Annotated in this window: 2 protein-coding genes; both read right to left on the bottom strand. The window is 72.6% G+C overall.

The genetic code is table 11. The annotated features are described in order from the left end of the window. Positions 1 to 1,161 (bottom strand): aminotransferase class III-fold pyridoxal phosphate-dependent enzyme (locus Q7W29_06175; GenBank protein MDO9171401.1); only part of this gene is annotated, 1,161 nt, incomplete at its 3' end. Between the two features lie 34 nt (positions 1,162 to 1,195). Beyond that, positions 1,196 to 1,841 (bottom strand): hypothetical protein (locus Q7W29_06180; GenBank protein ID MDO9171402.1); only part of this gene is annotated, 646 nt, incomplete at its 5' end.

Genomic DNA, 1,841 nt, shown 5'->3' on the forward strand with positions numbered 1-1,841 from the left:
CGCCTCGAGCGCCTCCAGGAACCCCGCGATGTCCGCGGTCTCGATCGTGAGGGCCGGGTCGAGCCGCAGCACCGGCACGCCGGGACGGCGCCCGACGACGTAGCCGCGCTCCACCAGCCCGCGGTGGACGCGGATCGTGAACGGCGTCCCCACCTCGTCGCGCAGGATGACGGCGACCATCAGCCCGCGGGAGCGGATCGCCGCGATCCGGCCGGTGCGCGCCGCGATCCCCTCCAGACCGGACAGGAGCAGCTCGGCCACGGCCACGCCCCTGTCGATCAGGCCCTCCTCGTCGATGACGCGCAGCACCTCGCGCGCCACCGCCGCCCCGAGCGGATCGTTCTGGTGGGACTGGGCGTACTTGAGCGGCGCACCGCCGAGCCGTTCGATCACGCCGGGCGCGTAGGCGGCGGCGCTGACGGGGTAGCCGTTGCCGAGGCCCTTGCCCAGTGCGACAACGTCCGGCGCGATCCCGTAGTGCTGGTAGCCGAACCAGCGGCCCGTGCGGCCGATGCCGGTGGTGACCTCGTTGACCAGGACGAGCCCGCCGTCCGCGCGGATCCTCGCGGCGAGGTCGCGGACCAGCTTCGCGGGCGGGAAGCGCACCAGGCCCGACGAGCTGCCCGGCTCGAAGAGGAAGCCGCCGATGCGGTCGAAGGGGATGGCGTCCCAGTGCGCGCAGCCCTCGCCGCAGCCTTCAGCACACGCCGTCCAGTCGAAGCTGAACCACTCGTCGTGGTGCTTGCGACTCGCCGAGCCGTAGGCGCCGAAGTAGGAATCGGCCATCGTCAGCAGCAGCGGCCGCCCGATCACGGCCTGCGCGGTGCGGACCCCGTGCTCGACGGCCTCGCTGCCCGAGCACAGGAACACGCAGCGGCCGCCGTCGAACCCCAGCCGCGCGAGCAGCTCGCGCGCCGCGTCCGCCACGACCTCGTTCGTGTAGCAGAAGCCGATGTGGGCGATCCGGGACGCCTGCTCCGCCATCGCGCGCAGCACCGCGGGATGCGAGTGCCCCAGCGGGGTGCACCAGACGCCGGACTCCAGGTCGACGAACCGCCGGCCCGCCGCGTCGAAGAGATGGCAGTTCTCGGCGCGGACGATGTCCGGGAGCAGGAGGTCGTGGCCGGGGTAACGGATCAGCGCTTCCTGTCGTTCGCTCATGGCGTCCGCTGCTCCCTGTGGATCGGCACCGTCGTCACCGGCCCAGGTTGCAGAGGTCGGGACGCAGCGCGACATCGTAAGACATTTCCAAAGGGAACACCGCTTCCAGGACGGCGAGGAGTTCCGCGCACTTGCCCGGTCCGAGTTGCCGGTCGAGCGCCTGCCGGACCGACGGCGCCTCCCGGTTGCCCGTCGCGTCGCTCGCCAGCCACCAGACCATGTATTCGCCCTTCCCGTACGAGCTCCTGAAGACGCGGCAGGCCAGCGGGTACCCGTCGGCGACGAGCGCATCTGCGACCTGTCGCCACGCCCCCTCGAAGTCGTCCCACCTGGTGATGTCGACGGCGTGGATCTCGAGCCGGCCGGCGACGGCCGTCAACTCGTCCAGGTGGGCGACGGCCGGCGCGGCCACGTCGAGGTCCCGCGCTCGCCGCCACACCTGCGAGTAGTGCGGCGAGACCAGCGCCGCGTCGCCGGCGTCGTACGTCGCGACCGCGCCGTCGCCGACGATCCCCTGCGTGCGCACGACCATCTCCCGGCGCGCGTCCAGGTCCGACCACTCGTCGAAGGGGTAGAACGAGAAGAACGTCCGGCCGCCCGCCGCGGTGCGGGCCTCCCAGAACAGGGCCCGGCCGTCGCCGAGCAGGCCGTCGTCGGTGCGCAGGACGGCCAGCCAGCCC

This window comes from bacterium (assembly GCA_030654305.1).
Classification (GTDB): Bacteria; Krumholzibacteriota; Krumholzibacteriia; order LZORAL124-64-63; family LZORAL124-64-63; genus PNOJ01.